At 43.5% G+C, this 20,115-nt stretch carries 14 protein-coding genes; 8 read left to right on the forward strand and 6 right to left on the reverse strand.

The genetic code is table 11. The annotated features are described in order from the left end of the window. Positions 1 to 34 precede the first annotated feature (34 nt). The 6 genes from V7R35_RS00560 to V7R35_RS00585 form a co-directional block, all read right to left on the reverse strand. Positions 35 to 1,237 (reverse strand): HD-GYP domain-containing protein, encoded by a 1,203-nt coding sequence (locus V7R35_RS00560; protein ID WP_334012599.1) that lies wholly within the window; start codon positions 1,235 to 1,237, stop codon positions 35 to 37. A gap of 202 nt (positions 1,238 to 1,439) precedes the next feature. Next, on the reverse strand, positions 1,440 to 2,045 hold the full coding sequence (gene leuD / locus V7R35_RS00565) for a 3-isopropylmalate dehydratase small subunit (protein WP_334012600.1): 606 nt from the start codon (positions 2,043 to 2,045) through the stop codon (positions 1,440 to 1,442). Positions 2,046 to 2,048: 3 nt separating this feature from the next. After that, positions 2,049 to 3,449 carry a 3-isopropylmalate dehydratase large subunit gene (leuC, locus tag V7R35_RS00570; RefSeq protein ID WP_334012601.1) on the reverse strand — a complete coding sequence of 467 codons (1,401 nt, stop codon included), beginning with the start codon at positions 3,447 to 3,449 and terminating at the stop codon, positions 2,049 to 2,051. Between the two features lie 9 nt (positions 3,450 to 3,458). Beyond that, a complete protein-coding gene (gene leuB / locus V7R35_RS00575; protein WP_334012603.1) occupies positions 3,459 to 4,556 on the reverse strand; it encodes a 3-isopropylmalate dehydrogenase in 1,098 nt (365 codons plus the stop codon). Then, complete coding sequence (gene leuA, locus V7R35_RS00580; RefSeq protein ID WP_334012605.1) at positions 4,557 to 6,116, reverse strand: 2-isopropylmalate synthase; 1,560 nt, start codon at positions 6,114 to 6,116, stop codon at positions 4,557 to 4,559. A 427-nt stretch (positions 6,117 to 6,543) separates the two neighbouring features. Further along, positions 6,544 to 7,239, reverse strand: a complete 696-nt coding sequence (locus V7R35_RS00585; RefSeq protein WP_334012607.1) for a hypothetical protein — start codon at positions 7,237 to 7,239, stop codon at positions 6,544 to 6,546. A 452-nt stretch (positions 7,240 to 7,691) separates the two neighbouring features. Between V7R35_RS00585 and V7R35_RS00590 the strand changes: the two genes are divergently transcribed. The 8 genes from V7R35_RS00590 (at position 7,692) to eda (ending at position 19,895) form a co-directional block, all read left to right on the forward strand. Continuing rightward, the gene (locus tag V7R35_RS00590; protein WP_334012609.1) at positions 7,692 to 10,649 is read left to right on the forward strand and encodes a TonB-dependent receptor; all 2,958 of its coding nucleotides are present in this window, start codon (positions 7,692 to 7,694) and stop codon (positions 10,647 to 10,649) included. A gap of 399 nt (positions 10,650 to 11,048) precedes the next feature. Further along, entirely contained in the window at positions 11,049 to 11,927 is an 879-nt protein-coding gene (locus V7R35_RS00595; RefSeq protein WP_334012610.1) for an NAD(P)-dependent oxidoreductase, read from the forward strand. Positions 11,928 to 11,979: 52 nt separating this feature from the next. After that, on the forward strand, positions 11,980 to 14,268 hold the full coding sequence (locus V7R35_RS00600) for a polysaccharide lyase 6 family protein (RefSeq protein ID WP_334012611.1): 2,289 nt from the start codon (positions 11,980 to 11,982) through the stop codon (positions 14,266 to 14,268). A gap of 6 nt (positions 14,269 to 14,274) precedes the next feature. Next, positions 14,275 to 16,479: a heparinase II/III domain-containing protein gene (locus tag V7R35_RS00605; RefSeq protein ID WP_334012612.1), complete on the forward strand. Its 2,205-nt coding sequence runs from the start codon at positions 14,275 to 14,277 to the stop codon at positions 16,477 to 16,479. A gap of 18 nt (positions 16,480 to 16,497) precedes the next feature. Continuing rightward, complete coding sequence (locus V7R35_RS00610; protein WP_269349538.1) at positions 16,498 to 16,842, forward strand: cupin domain-containing protein; 345 nt, start codon at positions 16,498 to 16,500, stop codon at positions 16,840 to 16,842. Between the two features lie 2 nt (positions 16,843 to 16,844). Continuing rightward, positions 16,845 to 18,140 (forward strand): MFS transporter, encoded by a 1,296-nt coding sequence (locus V7R35_RS00615; protein WP_334012614.1) that lies wholly within the window; start codon positions 16,845 to 16,847, stop codon positions 18,138 to 18,140. Between the two features lie 66 nt (positions 18,141 to 18,206). Beyond that, positions 18,207 to 19,142: a sugar kinase gene (locus tag V7R35_RS00620; protein WP_334012615.1), complete on the forward strand. Its 936-nt coding sequence runs from the start codon at positions 18,207 to 18,209 to the stop codon at positions 19,140 to 19,142. Positions 19,143 to 19,277: 135 nt separating this feature from the next. Beyond that, positions 19,278 to 19,895, forward strand: a complete 618-nt coding sequence (gene eda / locus V7R35_RS00625) for a bifunctional 4-hydroxy-2-oxoglutarate aldolase/2-dehydro-3-deoxy-phosphogluconate aldolase (protein ID WP_334012616.1) — start codon at positions 19,278 to 19,280, stop codon at positions 19,893 to 19,895. Positions 19,896 to 20,115: the final 220 nt, after the last annotated feature.

Below are 20,115 nucleotides of genomic sequence, written 5' to 3' on the forward strand. Positions count from 1 at the left end.
TCTGACGGGCCTTTTTATAACTCGCATTGCTCGTTTAAAGCGGTATTTGATTAATGAAAACGTCTTTAAAGAATTTAGGCAAATTCAAATTGAATTCTTCAGGTCGCACGCCCGATACTATCTCGTCCTCATACAGGCTTAAATCGATACGCTTAACTTCATTAAAATGTTGCGATGTTACGCTGTAAAAAGTCATCACTTGCGGGTTTACTGGGTCTTTCGGGTTGGCTTTACTCACAATGCCAAGCTTCCCACTTTTTAAGCGTACTAGTGAACCAACGGGGTGCACACCAATGCATTGTACAAACTGTTTAACCAATTCTTGATCTAAGTTTTCTGTAGCAGTAAGGCGTTTTAATGCCTGCATTGGGGTAATGCTGTCTTTGTGTGTTCGATTAGACGTCATTGCGTCAAAAGCGTCGACGATAGCGGCAATACGCGCAAACTCTGAAATATCGTCGCCCATTAAACCTTTAGGGTATCCCGAGCCATCTATTCTTTCATGGTGTTGCTCGATAATTTGAAGTGATAGGTCTGAGATATCTCCACACTGCTCGATTAAATCAATACCGATCTCTACGTGGGTCTTCATGACTTCCCAGTCATCATCTGAAAACGTGTCGGTACTTACTCGAACATCTTCTGGTAATGATGACATACCAATATCCATTAGCAGAGTACCCAAACTCACTTGTTCTATAGTGTCTCTGTCGTAGCCCAAGAATTCGCAGAAAATGCCAGCCAAAATACTGCAGTTGATAGAGTGTTCCAGCAAATACTGGTCTGCCTCTTTTATCATGGTTAAACAGCTTAACGCGTCTTTATTATCAAATACGCTTTCAATTAAGCTGTGCGACAGCGACTCCATGGGCGATAAGTCTTTTGGAGCCCCGTTTTTTAGTGACTTGATAAAGCTGCTTTGAATACTTACTGCATTTTCATACAAATCGCTGGCTTCGTTTATGGCGTCGCGTCCCATTGGTTTTGGTTTTTCTGGAGCGCTTTCAGCTTTACTTTCTTCAACTGGAGCCGAGGGCGCATTGGTAGCTGCATTCTCGAATTTGGACTTAGCGCTGTCTACTTCAACCACCAAGATGCCTTTCGCTTTTAGCGAATCGATAATACGTTGCGTTTTAACAATGCCCTTTGAGCGCATTTTAAGCGAGCCTGTTTGCTCAAGTACCTTATTGACGTACATACCTGGCTGTAAATCATCAATTCGCACTTGCTCTAACATTACTTCTCCCATTAGGCCCTAAAAGCCGTATTCGACATACTTACAATAGGCGTGAATTCTACGATAATCCATAGAAAAGGAGGAACAGATTACTACACTTTAGTCTAAAAAAATAAAGGTGTTATACAAAACACCTTTATCATTCGCTATTACTTACTTGTGCCTACTTCATGGCAGAGTAAACACTACAGCTGTATAGTAGCTAAAGCCAAGCAGCTTGCTTGCTTTCAAACGCTTCAATTTTATCGGTTAACTCTAATGTTTGACCAATTGCATCTAACCCTTTAATTAAGTTAGTTTTGTGGTGCTCTGCAATGTCGAAAGAGAAGCTTACTTCGCCTGCGCTTACTGTTTGAGCCGGAAGGTCTACGGTAATCTCGGTTGCAGGGCTCGCCTTTACTGCTGAAAATAATGCATCCATCTGCTCACTTGATAGTGCCACTGGCACTAACTGGTTATTAATGCAGTTACCATAAAATATATCGGCAAAGCTGGTGGCAATAACCGTCTTAAATCCAAAATCAGCAAGTGCCCATGGCGCGTGTTCACGGCTTGAACCACAGCCAAAGTTTTCGCGAGCTAATAAAATACTTGCACCCTTGTGTTCAGGCTTATTCAATGTAAACGCTGGGTTAGGCTCTTTTTCTTCCAAGTCTAAATAGCGCCAATCGTGAAACAAATGCTTCCCGTAGCCTGCACGAGTAACACCGGTTAGAAACTGCTTTGGAATAATTTGGTCGGTATCGACATTGGCCTGATCAAGTGGCGCAGCAATGCCTGTGTGTTGTGTAAAACCTTGTTCAGACATAACTTACTCCTGATAATCTCTAACGTCAGCAAATCGCCCGGTTATGGCGGCGGCTGCAGCCATTGCTGGGCTTACTAAATGGGTGCGTGCACCGCGACCTTGTCGGCCTTCAAAGTTACGGTTACTGGTAGAAGCACATCTATCGCCTGCCACTAGTTTATCGTCATTCATACCAAGGCACATTGAGCAGCCCGGCAAACGCCATTCAAAGCCAGCATCGATAAAGATTTTATCTAATCCTTCAGCTTCTGCTTGGCGCTTAACATTACCAGATCCCGGAACAACAATAGCTGTTACTGAATCGGCGACTTTGCCGCGCTTGGCAATTTGTGCTGCAGCGCGCATATCTTCAATACGCCCGTTAGTACATGAGCCGATAAATACGTGGTTTACTGCAACGTCGGCAAGCTTTTCACCGGGTTTTAAACCCATATATTCAAGTGCTTTTACAGCGCTTTCTTTTTCAATGGGGTCGTTGAAATCTTCAGGCGCCGGTACAGGCGTATTTACGCCAATTACTTGGCCTGGGTTTGTGCCCCACGTTACCTGAGGGGCAATATCGGCGGCTTCTAGTTCAACCACAGTGTCGAATGTAGCGCCCTCCTCGGTGTAAAGCGTCTTCCAGTAAGCGACAGCGTCTTCCCAATCTTGCCCTTTAGGTGCGTATTCACGGCTCTCAAGATAAGCAAAGGTTTTCTCGTCAGGTGCAACAAGTCCAGCTTTCGCACCAGCTTCTATGCTCATATTACACACTGTCATGCGCTCTTCCATGCTCAAGCCACGAATAGCTTCACCTGCATATTCGATAACATGACCAGTAGCGCCGGCATGACCAATCTTTCCAATAATGGCAAGAATGATGTCTTTTGCGGTAATACCTACAGGAAGCTTACCGTTAACATTGATAAGCATGCTTTTCGCACGGCTTTGTTTTAAGGTTTGTGTTGCTAGCACATGCTCTACTTGAGAAGTACCAATACCAAAAGCTAGCGCTCCAAATGCCCCGTGTGTTGCAGTGTGAGAGTCACCACACACTACTGTCATACCTGGTTGAATTAAACCTAACTCAGGGCCCATGACGTGCACAATACCTTGCTTTTGGTGCCCAACCGGGAAAAGCTGAATACCGTGGTCTTCACAGTTTTTTGCCAAGGTTTGTAGCTGAAGCGCATTGGCGGGGCCACACGCATCAATGGCTAACGAACGGGTTGAAATGCTGTGATCCATGGTGCCAACCGTGCGATCAGGGCGTCGCACTTTACGGCCTTTTTCGTTAAGGCCAGCGAATGCCTGAGGTGACGTTACTTCGTGAATTAAGTGACGGTCGATATAAATTAAGCTGTCTTCACCGATTTGGTCAATAATGTGGGCTTGCCACACTTTGTCATATAAGGTCTTGGCCATGAGGTTGTTTTACTCCTGCGCCATTAATTGTTTAACAATTTCATCGCCTACCTGCGATGTGCTTGCCGCTTGACTACGTTTATCTGCAGGTAATAACTCGCCTGTAAGTACACCTGCTTCTAGCGTTGCTACCACTGCTTTTTCAATAGCATCTGCAGCGTCGTTTAAATTCATACTAAAACGCAGCATCATGGCGGCTGATAAAATTTGTGCGATAGGGTTAGCAATGCCTTGGCCAGCAATATCAGGGGCCGAACCGCCCGCTGGTTCGTAAAGACCAAAACCGTCTTCGTTCATACTTGCCGATGGCAACAAGCCCATAGAGCCAGTCATCATAGCGCATTCATCAGACACGATATCGCCAAACAGGTTAGAACACAGCATCACATCGAACTGCGCCGGGTTCTTCATTATTTGCATGGTGGCGTTATCAATATAAATGTGGTCAAGCTCAACATCTGGGTAGTCTTTTGCTACTTCTTCAGCAATTTCACGCCATAAACGACTGGTTACCAACACGTTGGCTTTGTCTACGGAGGTGACTTTACCGCGACGCTTTTGTGCAGCTTCAAATGCTGCAATGGCAATACGGCGAATTTCTCGTTTGCTGTAGCGCATGGTGTCGTAGGCGAATTCTTCTTCGCCTTCACCTTCTCGGCCCTTAGGTTGACCAAAGTAAATACCGCTGGTTAGCTCACGAACAACTAAAACGTCTACGCCCGATTTAGCAATGTCTTCGCGAAGGGGAGACAAGCTTTCAAGACCTGGATAAATACGAGCAGGGCGTAGGTTACTGAATAAATCAAAGTGGCTACGAAGAGTAAGCAGCGCTGCTCGCTCTGGACGCTGTTCTAAAGGCAATGTGTCCCACTTAGGGCCGCCAATGCTGCCAAATAAAATTGCATCGGCTTTTTCACAGCCTAGTAGCGTTTTTGAAGGTAATGCTTCGCCCTCAGTATCAATGGCGTAGCCCCCTACAGGATAAGCAGTACGATTAAGTGTGACGTTAAATTTCTTCTCTACGGCATCTAAAACTTTATTGGCTTCTTGCATTACCTCTGGGCCGATACCGTCTCCGGCTAATACGGCAATTGAATACTGGCTCATTTATACTCCTGCAACGCGTTCTTGTTGATTTTTTTGCTGATCGATTTTGTCAGCTAAATAGGTGTTATTAAGTACAAAGATAAGGGCTTTAACGCCTGCCTCTACTATGTCTGTAGCAAGGCCTATTCCGTGGAAGCGACGGCCTTTGTAAGTGGCTATAACGCTCACTTGCGCCAGGGCATCAGCACCTTCTCCTTTTGAATCTAGTTTAAAGTCTACAACCTCTAAATCTTCGTGCCCCAGAATAGACATGATAGCTTTATAAGCGGCGTCTACAGGACCGTTTCCAATGCTGGATTGGGTGATCTCTTCACTGCCCACTTTCATTTTTACCGTGGCGCTTGGGATAATTTCACGCCCTGAATTAGCTTGAAGATAAAGTAGCTGGAAGTGAGCTTGGTCGTGCTTTTGTTTGTCAAAGAACAACAAGGCTTCAAGGTCGTAGTCATACACTTGGCCTTTCTTATCCGCTAACTTTAAGAAGGCGTCATAGACTGCTTCTAGGTCGTAGTCTTCAGTCTTATAGCCCAGTTCGGTTAAGCGATGCTTAATGACATGACGACCCGAACGAGAAGTAAGATTAAGGTTGTTCTTGTTTATGCCCACACTTTCTGGGGTCATAATTTCATAGGTATTTTGCGCTTTTAAAACGCCGTCTTGATGAATGCCCGACGAGTGACTGAATGCATTCGCACCTACTATGGCTTTGTTAGATTGCACCGGCATATTACAAAGCTGGCTGACTAACTTCGATGTACGTGAAATTTCAGTAGAATTGATGTTTGTTTCAAACCCCAACATGTTCTTACGGGTTTGTAAGATCATGGCGATTTCTTCCAATGATGCATTACCAGCACGCTCACCGATACCGTTTACTGTACATTCCACTTGTCTTGCTCCTTGCTCTACCGCTGCTAAGGAGTTGGCTACGGCTAGCCCCAAATCATTGTGGCAGTGCACTGAAATAGTGGCTTTGTCGATGTTAGGTACACGATTAAACAATTGCTGAACAATGCCGCCAAACTCAGTAGGGGTAGTGTAGCCTACGGTGTCTGGAATATTCACTGTCGTTGCACCAGCGTTAATAGCTGCTTCAACCATGCGGCATAGATAATCGATATGGGTGCGCCCAGCATCCTCACAGGAAAACTCTACGTCGTCAGTATACTGTCTTGCGTGCTTAACGGCTTTTACCGCCATCTCGACTATTTCGTCTTGAGACTTGCGAAGCTTAGCGCCAACGTGAATCTCTGATGTTGCTATAAAAGTGTGAATTCTAAATTGCTCGGCAACGCTAAGAGCTTGTCCACAGGCGTCTATATCGCCAGGCAAAGCGCGAGACAAACCACAAACAACGGAGTTTTTTACCTCTTTAGCAATCATTTGTACCGAGCGAAAGTCGCCAGGTGATGAAACTGGAAAGCCCGCTTCAATAATGTCTACACCTAAACGTTCAAGCGCCAGCGCAATCTGTAGCTTCTCTTTGGCACTTAGACTGGCAGGTAACGCCTGCTCACCGTCTCGTAATGTGGTATCAAAGATCTTCACTTGATTTGTCATGACGCTCTCTCAGTTAAATGGTAAAAAAAAACCCGTGCTTGGCACGGGTTTTTGTGTGATTAATTGCTGGTCGCAATCTACCCGTGCAGTCTGGCTGCCATAAGGAGTAGAGATAGAAGAATGAAACGAATTTGCATGAGCTTTAGTTTCTTGCTGACCGAGTTTGTGGGTTCAATGTAACCATGTGAGTGCAACAGGTCAACCATTGATTTTCATAATGACTATATTTTTCGTGTATAAAACAAATTATTTAATTATTTAGGATATTTGTCCTAGTTTTTGTCTTGGTTTATTGCTGTTACTTGCCATTTCGACGCTAGTTGAGTGGGGGATGGACATTTTCTACTGCGTTTTAGGATGGGTGTACTAAATTGGAAATTGTTTTTACCTTTGGTTTTGTGCGTTTTTATTTTGATTTTGTGGGTTTTTATTCTTTTTGAGGCGGCGGTAGTGTGAAATTTTTCCAGTTAATTTGCGTGGAAAGTCTCATTTCACGAATGGACAATGCGCGAGGAAAAGTGCGGCTTTTGTGTGTCCAGCTATGACCGCAGCATGCGCTTGTCATGACTGCTTTATTAGGTTTCAACAAACAGCGGGAGAGTCCAATTTTCTCACTGTCGTCAGTTGAAGCACCAGACTCTAAAAACCAGCCGTGCTTATTTAAATGAACACGATGTAGTTTGTGATCAATCATATCAATGGAGTCTAGCTCTATGGTAAACCCTTCCATTGAACTCATTAAGACCGGAACCACCAAGCCATATGTTCCATGCTGTGCATACCATTGAGCACATTTCTGCTCATCGTGTTTATTTCCAGGGCATTTAGAAGCTTGCTTGGCATACCAGCTACCGTTGTGAGTATCGATATCAAGTGGAGACATTACATCACTGTGACGCACTGCAACCATGAAGCGTGCAACGCTTCTTACATGATGCGGCAAGCCTCCTATTCTGCGTTTTATTAGCGAAACGTTTTTAATTGCGCTCACTGATAGCGCAGTTACCTCTCGTTCGTAAAGGGCCGTACATAGCTCTGCAAATTGTGGGTGCGCTCCACCAAGCTCGCCTGACTCAGAAAAAAATCCCGACTGACTTCGTGATGTACTATCTTCTGGTTTCATTTTTTACAGCATGAATTCTTTGGTTATTTATTAAACGTACCAAGAAAAAGGCCATACCGCTATATTCAATGCATGTTTGAGCAGAGGCCTACATATAATTAAAGCATTTGAGAAAGTCACTATGTCACTCTCTTTATGTCTGTATTACCAATTAGTCTATTTTTCAATAATTGATTGTATGCATTTTTATTTGTTACTAGCTTTGGTTCTTTTCTATGTGTCTGTATTTAATTGTTTTTTATTTGATTTTTATATTGGTAAGTCCAAATTTTGTTATTTTGGTATGATTTATTTGTGTTTTTGCTGTTGACCAATATTTTTATTTGGATTACTTTTGTTGCGCTCTTGTTAATAATCTGTAAGACAGGTTGAGGGTTATAGGGTTTCAAATTTAACAAAATGGTTAGAGATAGACGTATAGTTTGTCTCAATATCCATCGAAGGAAATATTCATGGGACACAAACTATCTAAGATCTCTATCGCTGTACTCTCTGCTACAGCGCTAAGCCAGCCGTTATATGTGGGCGCACAAGAAGCGCAAGAAGAAGCTAGAAACGACGTAGAAGTCATCGAGGTTTCGGGTATTAGAGCTTCATTGGCCAGTGCACTTAATGAAAAGCGGTACCAAAACAACCTTGTAGAAGTTATTGAAGCAGAAGATATTGGTAAATTGCCTGACCAAAACCTTGCTGAAGTACTTGAAAACATCACCGGTGTTCAAATTACTCGAGAAGCTGGTGTAGGTACGGGGGTTCAAATTCGTGGTACTGATGCAAATAGAACTGAAATAAACGGTGTATCGACCGTTGGTTCTGGCGCGGGCCGAAGCGGTATTGATTTTGAAGATGTTTCAGCGTCGATTATCGCAGGGCTTGAAGTGACCAAGTCTCCTGACGCTAAAACGATTGAAGGCTCTGTTGGTGGTACTATCAACCTTAAAACTATTCGTCCTCTACAGCTTACAGAACAACTCGCTGCTATTCGTGTTCAAGGCGAAAACAGCAGCCTTACTACAGACAGTAATTTCCAACCCAGATTTTCCGGTACGTTTGGGGATAATTGGGATACCGATAATGGAAAAATTGGTATTGTGCTTAGCGGTAGTTATGCTGAACAAGACGTAACTTCATTCCGTCCTAGAGCAGATAGAGATAACCTTGTTGCTTCAGACAGTGGTTTTGCAAGCGCACAGGCCTTCGATTTTTTACCTATTCAGTTTTTCGTACAAGACTATGACAATTTTGAATATGAAACTAAAAACTTGGTGGGTACCATCGAATGGGCGCCCAATGACAATACGCGTTTCTTCTTTGACGCGGTAATAAACGACCAAGAGCGTTTGCAAGAAAGTTCACGTGTGCAGGCTTCTGGCGTGAGCGCTCTGAACGATATATCTGTGCCAGACGAATTTGAAACCATCAACTTTGGCTCACTAGGTGGTACTAACCTTGGCTCTATTCAAGCAGCACTTCGCGGTGTTATCCCGGTTAATCTTGCTAATGACGATGACGATCCTAACCTTCGCTTCTCTAGCGATACCAATTCTCGTGTTACCGACAGTAAAATTTTTAGACTGGGTGGTGAATGGCAAGGCGACAAATGGAAGGTTTTTGCAGAGGTCGCTTCATCTTCATCAGACACAACAACGCCAAGCTTTAATACAACGCTGAACTTTATTAATCCGAATGCGCCTTTAGATGCTGGTGGTGCAAACGATAACAGTGTTCCTTTTGCCTATGACTTACGCGGTGGTTCACTTGCGTTTGGTATTGCTGAGGGTGCCGAGTTTGCGCCAACCGCAGCACAGCTTCTAGACCCTAACAACGTAGTACTTCGCGATGTCAACATTGGTCGTGACACCACTGAAAACTTTGAAGATGCCTTCAGAGTCGATTTCACTTACTTCGTTGACACGATGATCACCTCTGTGGACTTTGGTTACCGTTATAATAAATCGGGTAGCAAGCGCGAGGATATTGGCACAAGTGTCGGTTTAAGAACTATGGACGACAGTCCTCGCGGTAACTTATTTGCCGATTTGTTAGTGGCTGGTCCAGACAATTTCAATGAAGCAGACGGTCGAGACCTATTTGTAAAAGACTTCCTGTTGATAAACCCAGAGCTGGTGGCATCTGACCCCGATGGTGTGCTTGCCACACTTCAGCAAGCATTAGATGTGCATGGCTCAAGCCGCAGCCTAAGTGCACCAACAGCAAGTTCATCAGGCTTCTTCGATATTGAGGAAGAGACACATGCACTCTATGCGCAAGCTAATTTTGAATATGAAATGTTCCGAGGTAACTTCGGCGTTCGATATCTTCAAACAGATGTAACTTCACTGGGTAATTCTATTACCGTGGACGATGAGGGTAATGAACTGGTTTCTCGCGTTACCAACACAGGTGACTACGACTTTATTTTGCCACGCTTGAACATTGTGGCTGATGTTACTGATGACGTGGTTTTGCGTTTTGGTGCAGGCAAAGACATACGTCGTCCTAACTTCAACGACCTATCTACCTCGGTAACTTTCAGTACCAGCCCTAACCCGAATGTGGCTATTGGTAACCCAGGCTTAACGCCAGAAGAGGTAGTGTCTTACGATTTATCTGCTGAATGGTATTTCGCTGAAGCCAGCGTGGTTAGCGTAGGTATCTTCCACAAAACCCGTAAAGACCTTTTTGTTGACCAAATTGTAACGCCGTTTGAAGACCCAACTACAGGCTTCAGAGACCTTACTGATCCTTGTGAAGGTGGCGGTATATTCAACCCAATTGCCGATATTAACGTTTTCGGGCCTGATTTAGGCACAGGCGTTTGTGTGGGAACTGAGACCAAGATAAACGACACCGGCGAGACTACTCAGAAAGGTATCGAGTTCGCGGTTCAGTACGACCTATCGGGCTTTGAAAGTGAACTAGGTTGGGCGTCAGGTTTTGGTGTGCTTGCAAACTATACCATCCAAGAGTTCTCTGGTGGCGAAGCTGAGAACAGCGCAACAAGCCGTGCTTCAAACGTTTTTGCTGCAACTACGGGTGTTGATGATATAGACGTATCAGCAGTGCAGGGGCTACTGAACCTATCTGAAAATGCGTACAACTTTACGCTTTACTACGAGAAATACGGGTTATCAGCGCGTATGCGTTACACCTGGCGAGAAGCATATCGAACCGATGACTTCGGCAGTACTTCAAGTTTTCCATGGGGCTTTCCAGCCGTACAGGGTGATCGCGGCCAGCTAAATGCCAGCGTTACCTATGACGTGAACGAAAACTTAAACGTCGGTGTGGAAGCTGTGAATCTTACTGAGTCAGAAGTGGAGCAATACTGTGTAAATGAAAACGCACTACTGTGCTTCCAAGGTTTGACTGACCGCAGAATTACGCTAGGCGCAAACTACCGATTCTGATTGAAAGAAAGGTTATTGCGGTATTTGAAGAAAAAGTTTTTAGATACCGCAACCAACTTTCCAGCTTTTGGTTTTACCAATGCGTCAGTGGTAAAAATGAAATTGTCAAAGCAAAGACGCTGAGTGAAAACATGGTGTGATTTGATTAAATTCAATTAAATCATGTTTTTGCTTTGATTTAACTTAATGTCTTGGCTTGATTCTTTCTTTTATTGGTATTACAGCTTTTTTGTTATTCTCAATAATTGGTTGACAAATTGGTTAGCTAATAATACTTTGAATACAAGCTTGAATTGGCATTTTTTAAAGCACATGCCACAACAAAGCGTTATTCATTTAATTTTCAGTTCGACGCTTATATTCGAGCAAGACAACGAATATCGTCATTAGGAGACAGTCATGTCCAAACCAACCATTGGTTTCATCGGTTTAGGCCTTATGGGCGGCAATATGGTAGAAAACCTTCAAAACAAAGGTTATGCCGTCACAGTGATGGACTTAAATAAAGATGCGGTAGCAAAGTGTGTAGAGCGCGGCGGGAAAACGGCTCAAACTGGTAAGGCACTCGCTGAAGCATCAGATATTGTTATGTTGTGTCTAACCACTTCAGACATCGTGGAAAAAGTGATTTATGCAGAAAACGGTGTACTGGAAGGCCTGCAAGAAGGCGCTGTGTTAGTTGATTTTGGTACGTCAATTCCAGCTTCTACCAAGAAAATTGGTGCAGACCTAGCCGAGAAAGGCGTGGGAATGATTGACGCACCGCTTGGGAGAACACCTGCTCACGCCAAAGACGGCCTTCTGAATATTATGGCTGCAGGCGATATCGACACTTTCAATAAAGTAAAAGGTGTACTTCAAGATCAGGGTGAAAATGTATTTCACCTGGGGGCTTTAGGCGCGGGTCACACCACCAAATTAATCAATAACTTTATGGGAATGACAACCGTGTGTGCTATGTCGCAAGCGTTCGCTGTGGCAGAAAAGGCTGGCGTAGATAAACAGCAACTTTTCGACATTATGTCTACAGGCCCATCTAGCTCTCCATTTATGCAGTTTTGTAAAAACTACGCCGTCGACAACGTAAGTGATTTGGGCTTTTCAATTGCAAATGCCAATAAAGACTTAGGTTACTTTCTGAAAATGGTAGAAGACCTAGGTACGGTATCTAAAATTGCCGAAGGTTCGTCTGCGAACTTAAATGCTGCGGTAGATGCTGGATTAAGCCAAGGCAACGTACCTGAAATTTTCGATTATTTTAAAACGCTCACTAAGTAGCGTGTCAGTTACGTCGTCACTAGTTCTACTTTAAGCAAAGGGCAGGCTGTATATGCAAGTACGTTTATTTGAATGGTTAGCAGTATTTATTGTGGTAAGTGCTTTGTCGTCAAATGCAGGCGCTAAACAATATATTGTTAGCTCACAAGATGAATACAGCGCAATAGCACCTTCGCTAGAGGCGGGTGACGACGTAATACTGAAAGACGGTGTTTACCGCGACTTCGAAATTTTATTAGAAGGTCAGGGCAGTGCAGATAGTCCTATCACGCTGTCTGCACAAACAAAAGGAAAGGTTATTCTGTCTGGCCGCTCTAATTTAAGGTTAGCTGGGCAGTATTTAGAAGTATCGGGTTTAGTATTCAAAAACGGCTATACCCCTACTAGCGCTGTTATCGCGTTTAGAAAAGATGCAGAAACGCCTGCTAATTATTCACGAGTAAGTGAAACAGTCATTGATGAATACAGTAATCCAGATCGCCAAGAATCAGATTATTGGGTTGCGCTTTATGGTAAGCACAATCGGTTTGACCATAATCATCTAACGGGTAAGCGTAACAAAGGAGTTACTGTCGCGGTCCGACTAAACGGCGAAGCACATCAAGAGAACCATCACAGTATTGATCACAACTACTTCGGTTATCGCCCTGTATTCGGTTCAAACGGTGGAGAAACGTTAAGAATTGGTACAAGTCATTACTCACTGAGTAATTCGTATACTCAGGTTATCAATAATATCTTCGAACAGACAAATGGCGAGGTTGAAATTATTTCTGTGAAGTCAGGTGAGAACCTGCTGAAGGGAAACGTTTTTCTATCCGCCAAAGGCACTCTCACCCTAAGACACGGTAATAATAACCGCGTTGAAAGCAATGTATTTTTAGGCAATGGCGTAGACCATACTGGCGGAATTCGCGTTATCAATGAAGGCCAAGTGATAACCAATAACTACTTGGAGAGGCTAACGGGCTATCGCTTTGGTAGTGGCTTTACGGTTATGAATGGTGTGCCTGACTCGCCTATCAATCGTTATCATCAGGTCAATAACGCGCAAATCACAAATAACTCATTCATTAACGTGTCACATATTCAACTTGGTGCAGGAAGCGATGAAGAGAGAAGCGCGGCACCTATAAATTCATTGTTTGCCAATAACCTTATTTACAATGCTTCGCTAAACCAACCTTTTACATTGTTTGATGATGTGAGCGGCATTACATTCGCTAACAATGTCGCTAATACCAAAATGATAAAAGAACTTAGCGAAGGTTTTACTACTGCAGTGCTACCCCTTGTTAAGAGTGAGAATGGGCTTAACGTCGCTAAGTTAAACGAGCCCGAGGTAAAAGGCGCAGAAACAAAAAATGTTGGTGTTGCTTCTGACATGAACGTCGTATCAAAAAGTGACGTCGGCGTAAGCTGGTATCCCAAAATAGTACCTGAAGTGAACTTCGCTGCAGGTAAAACAATTAACGTAGGTGCCGATGCTGTTGAATTTATGACAGCACTTGAAAATGCCAGTGACGGAGATGTTATTGCAATCGCACCTGGCACAATCGTTGTGCCCAGTGTTCTTATTATCGATAAAACAGTAACGGTTACAGCACAAGTTCCCAAAGCGACAACGCTGTCGTTCGAACGCTCTGCCTTGTTTGAAATACAGGACAATGGAAATTTGAAACTTGATGGTTTGGTACTGTCAGGAAAAAACAGCCCAGACGCCTTTGGCAATAGCGTTGTGAGAACAAAGAAATGGGGCATGCTGCATAACTATGTCTTCAATGTAGAAAACTGTGATATTGAACGTCTAGATATCAACCATTCTTTTAACTTCTTCACATCTGGCAAAGGTGCATTTGCCGATGACATAACACTTTCAAAAAATAACTTTAACGATGTTACTGGTCATGTTCTAAGTCTCGATAAAGAGATAGAGGATTACGGTATTTATAACGCTGAGTACGTCAGAATAACCAATAATACGTTTAAAAATGTGAGTGGTAGCGTTGTGAATCTTTACCGAGGCGGTACCGATGAGAGCACATTTGGGCCGCACCTAAGTATGCTGGACAACGTGTTAACTAACGTAGGCAGCGGTAAACGCAACAAACAAAGTGCTAGCGTATACGTTCATGGTGTACAGGTTTCGACGCTACACAACAATGAATTCAATGAGTCTGAGCCTATCGTGGTTAATCACACAGTTGGAGAGCCGAAAACAACAATAACAAGTAATGTTTTCGTAAATACATCCGCGCCGAAAATTGAGGAGAAATTTGCGCACGGCACCCATACTGCTTTGTTACAAGACAATGTTTCCACGAAAGCGAACAAGGAGTAAATAGCAATGATTAAAAACCTCTGTACCCTACAAAATAAATCTGCGCTGTTACTTTTCATTTTTTGTTCGCTTTCTTTTTCTTCACTTGCCGCCCATCCTAACTTAGTGATCACGCAAGACGACGTTGTAAAAATGCGCCATGCCGCAAAGCATGGGGGGCGTTTTCAAGATGCTTATTTGCAAGTTAAGCAAGAGGTAGATTTGCATCTAGCAATGCCAAACGTGGTTCCTGTGCCAAAAGACGGTGGCGGCGGTTACACCCACGAACGTCATAAAAAGAATTACCAGCTTATGTATAACGCTGGCGTGGTATACCAAATTAGTGATAACGAAAAGTATGCGGATTATGTAAAAAGTCTCTTGTTAGACTATGCGGCACTTTATCCTACTTTAGGGTTGCACCCACAGCGTAAAGTGAATGCACAAAATCCAGGCGTTTTCTTCTGGCAAAGCCTAAATGAAGCCGTATGGCTTGTGAATACTATTCAAGCTTACGACTTAGTGTATAACGCACTTAATGAAGAAGAGCGAAGCGTTATTGAGAGCCAACTGTTGCGGCCTGTAGCGTTGTTCTTATCTGAAGGGCAACCATCTACTTTCAATAAAGTACACAATCACGGAACGTGGGCCACTGCTGGCGTAGGTATGGCAGGCTACGTGCTAAACGAACCAGAATGGGTTGAAAAAGCACTATACGACCTTGAAAAGTCTGGCAAAGGTGGTTTCTTAAAACAGCTTGATACCTTGTTTTCTCCTCAAGGCTATTACAACGAAGGGCCCTACTATCAACGTTATGCACTAATGCCGTTTATAACGTTTGCTAAAGCAATTGAAAACAATGAGCCTCAACGCAACATTTTTGACTACCGCGATAAGGTTTTGCTTAAAGCAATAAATACCACCATTCAACTTAGCTACAATGGGCTGTTCTTCCCAATCAATGATGCCATTAAAAGTAAAGGCATAGATACTATTGAGCTTGTGTATGGTGTTGCTGTGGCGTACCAGCAAGCTAAAGATTCAGGTTTACTGGATATTGCTAAGCAGCAAGGACGAATAGTACTCACAGGCGATGGTGTTGACGTAGCGAAGGCCCTAGATGAGAACAAAGCAACGCCTTATGTTTTCGAATCGATGGCCTTGGGTGACGGTAAAGACGGCGATGAAGGTGCATTGGTTATTATGCGCAGTGAAGAAGCGCAAGGCGAAGCTGTTTTATTTAAACCTGCAGCCCAAGGTTTAGGGCATGGTCACTTCGATAAACTAACATGGCAGTTTTACGATAAAGGCAGTGAAATTGTAACCGACTATGGTGCGGCACGATTCTTAAATGTAGAAGCTAAATTTGGTGGTCGTTACCTTCCAGAAAATAATAGTTATGCCAAACAAACCGTTGCGCACAATACGGTAGTGGTTGATGAGCAAAGTCATTTTTCTTTTAATCTAGATAAAGCAAATGCAAACGCGCCTACGCTACATTTCTTTGAAAGCAATAAGCACGGTACAGTTGCTCGCGCTAGCATCGATAATGCCTATAACGACGTTGTACTTGATAGAACCATAGCGTTACTTTCCCTGCCTACTTTGAACAAGCGCATTGTTGTTGATGTGTTTGATGTATCTAGTGACAAGCCGCATACCTACGATTTACCGCTGCATTACAGCGGGCATCTAATCGATACTAGTTTTGAATATCAGGGGTATACCAATACGTTATCTGCACTAGGAACAGTAAGTGGATATCAGCACTTGTGGCTAAGGGCTAAGGGCATTCCTAAAGCTGATATGGCAAGAGTGACTTGGTTAAATAGCAACGGCCGTTTCTATTCACAACACAGCGTTGCACAAGGCAATGAAGCCTTTCTATTTACACAGTTAGGTGCCGGTGACCCTAATTTCAATCTTCGCAACGAGAGCGGCTTTATACGTCGTGTGGAAGGCGAGGCACATCACCAATTCGTTTCTGTTTTAGAGCCCCATGGTGAATACAACCCAAGCAAAGAATATACGTTGGGCGCAGAAAGCATTATTACGTCAGTTCACACTGTAGAACACGACACGTTGCTTTTACTTGTAGTAACGGCGGGCGAACAACAGTTTCTGATAGCCATAAATACCACAGACGGTAGTGAGTCGACCAAGTCTGTTTCTTTTGATTTTGATAAAAACCGTTACACGCTTTCAAGCCGTCTCGCTGTGTATGCGCTGTAATTTTTTAGGATTTACGTTATGAATAAGCAAAGCGAACATTTTCTATTTGGCAACGAGACCGAGATTGAAGACTTGGGCAACGGTTTAAAGCGTCAAATGCTGGGTTTTAATCATGAACTTATGGCTGTAAAAGTATTTTTTGATAAGGGTGCAGAAGGATATACCCATGCACATCGTCATTCTCAAGTAACGTATGTTGAAGAAGGTGAATTTCATTTCAGCATAGGTGGTGAAATGAAGATTTTGAAGAAAGGGGATAGTTGTCTTATTCCACCTCACGTAGAGCATGGTGCAGTTTGCCCTACTGGCGGTATTCTAATCGATACATTTAGCCCTGCTCGCGAAGATTTTGTGGGAGAATAATAATGAAAATTAATGGCTTGCGATGGTGGGTTATTGCCCTTATCGCGCTAGCAACCATAATTAACTACATCGATAGACAGGCACTTAGCGTACTTTGGCCAGACATTGTTGAAGATCTTTTCCCCGATGAATCTGCAGTAGAGCGCAAACAAATTTATGCAAATATTTCTATCGTCTTCGTTTTCGCTTACGCCTTTGGACAAGCTATTTTCGGAAAAATTTTCGATTGGATAGGCACCCGTATTGGGTTTGTATTATCAATAGGCGTATGGTCTCTTGCTACCGTGCTTCACGCATTTGCACAAGGTTTTCTAAGTTTTGCCATTTTTCGTGCCATTCTGGGTGTGTCAGAGGCGGGTAACTGGCCAGGCGCGGCTAAAGGTAATGCCGAATGGTTTCCAACTAAAGAGCGTGCATTAGCGCAGGGTATTTTTAATTCAGGCGCAGCCATAGGTGGAATTATTGCTATTCCAGCCATTGCCATGATGACCATTTACTTTAGCTGGCAGCTAATTTTTATTGTTGTGGGTTCGCTGGGCTTTTTATGGCTAGTACCGTGGCTTGTGCTTGTTAAAGCACCGCCTGGCTCACACCCTTGGATAACTGAAGAAGAGAAACAGTACATTCTTACTGGCCAGCGCGTGGAATCAAGTGATGATGCTGCTGATTGCGAGAACGAATACAACCCTTCTACGAAAGAGCTGCTGTCGAAAAAACAAAGCTGGGGCGTGATTATCGCTTCCGCTGCTATCGACCCTATTTGGTGGCTGTTTGTATTCTGGATCCCAATTTACCTTAACGAAGTGTATGGCATGGATGTTAAGTCTATTGGTTTGTATGGATGGGTTCCGTATGTTGGCGCCATGCTGGGAGCTTGGTTTGGCGGCTTACTTGCGCAGAACCGATTAAAGGCCGGTTGGAATACCGATAAAACCCGAAAGCTCGTTATCACGCTGGGCTGTGTGATTATGCTTCCTGCTCTTCTGGCAATGGCAAATCCAGGGTCTGCAATTACGGCGGTGTTGATTATGGCTGTCATTTTATTTGGTTTTCAAACCGCCATTGGTAATGTTCAAACATTACCTAGCGACCTGTTAGGTAAAAAATCGGTGGGAACCTTGTCTGGGTTTTCCGGAATGGCAGCCAAACTAGGCGCTGTGGGGTTAACTTCACTAGTGCCCATGTTAACCGCCGATGGCAACTATACCCCTGCTTTTATTATTGGCGCATCACTTGCCATTATTGCCGCTGCTTCGGTTTGGCTTCTTATCCCCAAAATCGAACCAATAAAACAATAGTGCTTTTACTGTGGGCACGTTTTATGTGCTCACAGTTTCAATGAACCACCAAACAAGGCGTACCAAATGAAAAAGCTTAGCTTTATTGGCGAATGCATGGTTGAACTGCGCTCGAATGAAGGCTCTGACACAACGTTACATCAATCTTTTGCAGGCGATGTGTACAATTCTGCTGTTTACTTAAAGCGATGTTTTTCTGATGTGCAGGTTGGTTTTGTAACGGTTGTGGGTAACGATACGTTTAGCCTTCGCATGAAAAATAACTTTGAAGTGGAAGGGCTAAACACCTCTTTCGTATTTTCAAATGAACATCGTTCTACCGGTTTGTATCTCATTGACACTGATGAATCAGGTGAGCGCAGCTTTACCTACTGGCGGTCACAGTCAGCTGCAAAAACCATCATGTCATATCTAAATCGAGAAACACTTAATGCATTATCTGCCAATGATATGTTTATGTTCTCTGGTATTTCCATTGCCATTATCCCACGCGATGAACGCCCATCCTTCTTTCGTTTTATTGAGGCGTTAAAAGAGAGCGGCGTAAAAATAGTGTTCGACCCTAACTATCGTGCACGACTTTGGGAAACACCTGATGAAGCAAGTAAGAACTTTAAGCAGGCACTTTCGCTTTGTGATGTAGCACTCGTTGGTGTGGAAGACATTATTGAGCTTTTTGATATTGAGAGTGCAAACGATGCCTTAGCCCTTTGCGAATCGTTTGGCGTCAATGAGATTGTTATCAAGAATGGACCTTCATCGGTACTTACCGTGTTAGACGGTGAACGTTTAGAGCACGCTATCGTTCCAGTTGCCAACGTAGTCGATACCACATCGGCTGGCGATGCATTTAACGGTGTGTATTTAGGCAGCAGGCTTAATGATATGCCTATTTCTCGTTCGGTTGAACTTGCGGCGAAAGCGGCAGGCACTGTGATTCAGCACCGCGGAGCCATTATTCCACAGGGCATTGTAGAAGCCGCGTTGGCTGAAAAAAGCTAAATCATTACCGAACAATCGATGCTTATTTTTAGTTAGGTGGAAGCGGTAGCACATCCATCACACTGTTTGCAAAACACTTAACGAACGTTTTTCAGGTTAAGGCCCATTAACATTTAACAACTAGAGAGAACATGTATGACACGCTTTTCTGAACTTATGTCAGGCCAAACCCTGTTGCCAATCATTCAGGCAGATTCCTCAGAACAAGGTGTAAATATTGCGAAAGCCATGTCCAAAGCAGGCTTAAACCTTGTAGAAGTGGTACTTAGAACAGAGGCCTCACTTGAAGCGCTAAGCGCTATTAAGTCAGAAGTACCTTCACTGATAGTGGGGGCAGGTACAGTGATTAACGAAGAGATATTATCTGCCGCTATTGAAGTAGGTAGTGATTTTATCGTGACACCCGCGGTATCTAGTTCATTGTTAAATGCGCTGGAGGCATGTCAGATACCGGTATTGCCTGGAGTGTCGAATACCGCAGATATTCTTATGACCCTTGAAGCTGGTTTTACAGAGCAAAAGCTTTTTCCAGCATCTTTATCAGGTGGAGCGCCTTTTTTAAAAGCAGTGTCATCGGTATTTCGTGATGTTACGTTTTGCCCTACAGGCGGCGTGAATCAATTGAACAAAACTGATTACCTTTCGCTACCTAATGTATTTGCAGTCGGTGGAACGTGGGTTGCTAAAAAAGAGTGGGTAAGTGAAGGCAACTGGGATGCCATTACACAATCTTGTATAGCCGCAAATGCGTAGCATGATTGATTAAATGAATGACCATTTTTCTAGTAACGTCTAGTTACTAACCTTTTTGTATGACCAAATTAGTGGTTTTAGTCCTTATATTGGTGTTTTTTCTAATGGTGGTAATAAATTTTATTTGTTTAAGTGTTTGAAATTTATATTTAAAGTTTAATTTTTAAATGGTCGGAGAGGTTGGATTGAAATATTACCAATTGCGTGTATATTGACGGTA

The sequence above is a fragment of the Alteromonas sp. S167 genome (assembly GCF_036864375.1).
GTDB lineage: Bacteria > Pseudomonadota > Gammaproteobacteria > Enterobacterales > Alteromonadaceae > Alteromonas.

Bases quoted from the DNA above. Each gene is read 5' to 3' on its own strand.
- V7R35_RS00590 (WP_334012609.1), top strand. From the start codon at position 7,692: ATGGGACACAAACTATCTAAGATCTCTATCGCTGTACTCTCTGCTACA.
- V7R35_RS00560 (WP_334012599.1), bottom strand. From the start codon at position 1,237: ATGTTAGAGCAAGTGCGAATTGATGATTTACAGCCAGGTATGTACGTC.
- leuA (WP_334012605.1), bottom strand. From the start codon at position 6,116: ATGACAAATCAAGTGAAGATCTTTGATACCACATTACGAGACGGTGAG.
- V7R35_RS00600 (WP_334012611.1), top strand. From the start codon at position 11,980: ATGCAAGTACGTTTATTTGAATGGTTAGCAGTATTTATTGTGGTAAGT.
- eda (WP_334012616.1), top strand. From the start codon at position 19,278: ATGACACGCTTTTCTGAACTTATGTCAGGCCAAACCCTGTTGCCAATC.
- leuC (WP_334012601.1), bottom strand. From the start codon at position 3,449: ATGGCCAAGACCTTATATGACAAAGTGTGGCAAGCCCACATTATTGAC.
- V7R35_RS00595 (WP_334012610.1), top strand. From the start codon at position 11,049: ATGTCCAAACCAACCATTGGTTTCATCGGTTTAGGCCTTATGGGCGGC.
- V7R35_RS00585 (WP_334012607.1), bottom strand. From the start codon at position 7,239: ATGAAACCAGAAGATAGTACATCACGAAGTCAGTCGGGATTTTTTTCT.
- V7R35_RS00610 (WP_269349538.1), top strand. From the start codon at position 16,498: ATGAATAAGCAAAGCGAACATTTTCTATTTGGCAACGAGACCGAGATT.
- V7R35_RS00615 (WP_334012614.1), top strand. From the start codon at position 16,845: ATGAAAATTAATGGCTTGCGATGGTGGGTTATTGCCCTTATCGCGCTA.
- leuD (WP_334012600.1), bottom strand. From the start codon at position 2,045: ATGTCTGAACAAGGTTTTACACAACACACAGGCATTGCTGCGCCACTT.
- V7R35_RS00620 (WP_334012615.1), top strand. From the start codon at position 18,207: ATGAAAAAGCTTAGCTTTATTGGCGAATGCATGGTTGAACTGCGCTCG.
- V7R35_RS00605 (WP_334012612.1), top strand. From the start codon at position 14,275: ATGATTAAAAACCTCTGTACCCTACAAAATAAATCTGCGCTGTTACTT.
- leuB (WP_334012603.1), bottom strand. From the start codon at position 4,556: ATGAGCCAGTATTCAATTGCCGTATTAGCCGGAGACGGTATCGGCCCA.